Origin of the sequence: Streptomyces ossamyceticus (genome assembly GCF_001418475.1) — a bacterium.
GTDB classification, from domain to species: domain Bacteria; phylum Actinomycetota; class Actinomycetes; order Streptomycetales; family Streptomycetaceae; genus Streptomyces; species Streptomyces ossamyceticus.
In genome coordinates, this window is sequence record NZ_LIQX01000449.1 from 1 (window position 1) to 1,595 (window position 1,595).

Below are 1,595 nucleotides of genomic sequence, written 5' to 3' on the forward strand. Positions count from 1 at the left end.
CGAGGGACAGGTACGGCGTGCGGATGCGGGACCAGCCGCCGGAGGTGTCACCGGCCACGGCCAGGCCGGGCAGTTCGGGCGCGATGGCGCAGGCGGCGAGGACCGCTTCGGGGGCGATGTCGCCGAGGGCCATCTTCGCGGAGGCTTCGTCGTTGACGCGGTGGCAGACCCGGCCGGTGAGCTGGGCGCGGAGCATGGTGGCGCCCTTGCCCAGTTCGGCGCCGAAGCGCTGCCCGCACACCTCCAGGTAGATGCCGGCGGCGCGGCCGAGTTGGGCGAGGCGGATGAGCTGGGTGACCATCTCGTCCCGCCGTTCCTCGTCCTTCTTCGTGGCGACGAGGAAGAGTTCGGCCACCTCGTCGACGAACAGCACGATCGGTACCGGGCGTTCGCTCTCGGGCAGGCCCCAGATGTCGGAGGTGATCTCCTCGTCGGGGGTGTCCGGGGCGATGCCTTGCCGGGCCTTGATCAGGTCGTATCGGTCCTCCATTTCCTTGACGAGTACGGGCAGCAGGTCGGCCGCCTGCTCGGGATCGGTGGCGAGGGCGGAGAGCCGGGAGGCGAACGGCGCCAGCTCCACACCCCGCTTGCAGTCGATACCGACCAGCGCGACGGACTGCCGGGCGAGCCCGGTGATCAGATGGCGCAGGTACATGGACTTCCCCGAAAGCGTGGCGCCGAGGGTGAGCTGGTGGGGAATGGTGCGGTAGTCGCGTACGAACGGGGTCGCATCTTCCCGCAGCGCCACGGGCACCTTGAGGAACTCGGCAGCGGCTTTCCGGGGCATCCGCACGTTCCGCAGCACGTCGAAGCCGACGAGTCGCAGTTCGACCACGCCCGGCTTGACCGTCTTCACGTACACGGCGTGAACGCCCCAGGCGTGCCGCAGCCGCTCGGCCGAGGCGGCGACGTCCGCCGGTTCCTGGCCCGGAGCGAGCCGGAGGCGAAGCCGCAGCCCGGCCGAGGTGGGCCGGATGATCCCCCGGCGAGGCGGGACCGGCCGGACCTCGCGGCGAGTGGTGGCCTTGACGGCGAGGACCCGCAGCCGGGACGGCGCCACGGTCAGCCCGCACGCCTCCATGACCGAGCCGTACGTCCCGAGGAGCCGGACGGTGGATATCGGCAGGCCGACCGTGGGCCAATACAGGCGGGGATGCCTGGCCCGGGTGTAGGCGGCCCCGCCGCCGAGTGCGGCGAGGGGACCACCCACCTCCAGAAGTGTCACCAGATCGGACATCAGGCGGTGGCCCCCATGGCGGCCGGGAAGGCGGCCGGAGTCACGGCGGCGGCGCGGAAGGCGATGCCGTGCCGCTGCTGGCCGTTGAACACCGACTCCCACGGCCGGGCGACCAGCCCCGGCAGCGAGACCGGCGCCCCCAGCGCCAGCCCCTCGGCCACACCACCCTCAGGGACCGTGACCTTGAACAGCGACGACTCCCCGTCCTCGATGTAGACGACGCCGATCGTCATCAGCGCCTCCCCGCTGACGGCATCCTTGGCGATCTCGCCCGTCTGCCGGTCCCGGACCTTGGGCTCGGGAGCCTCCGTCAGCAGGATCGTCGCGGCCGAGGTCTCAACACGAATGGTACGCAAGG

At 71.5% G+C, this 1,595-nt stretch carries 2 protein-coding genes; both read right to left on the reverse strand.

Going from position 1 to position 1,595, the window contains the following annotated elements:
• On the reverse strand, window positions 1-1,237 hold a 1,237-nt coding region (locus AOK15_RS29020), incomplete at its 3' end, for an FtsK/SpoIIIE domain-containing protein (RefSeq protein ID WP_055521309.1).
• Complete coding sequence (locus tag AOK15_RS29025; protein WP_055521310.1) at window positions 1,237-1,593, reverse strand: SCO3933 family regulatory protein; 357 nt, start codon at window positions 1,591-1,593, stop codon at window positions 1,237-1,239. The genes AOK15_RS29025 and AOK15_RS29020, both read right to left, overlap by 1 nt.
• Window positions 1,594-1,595 lie beyond the last annotated feature (2 nt).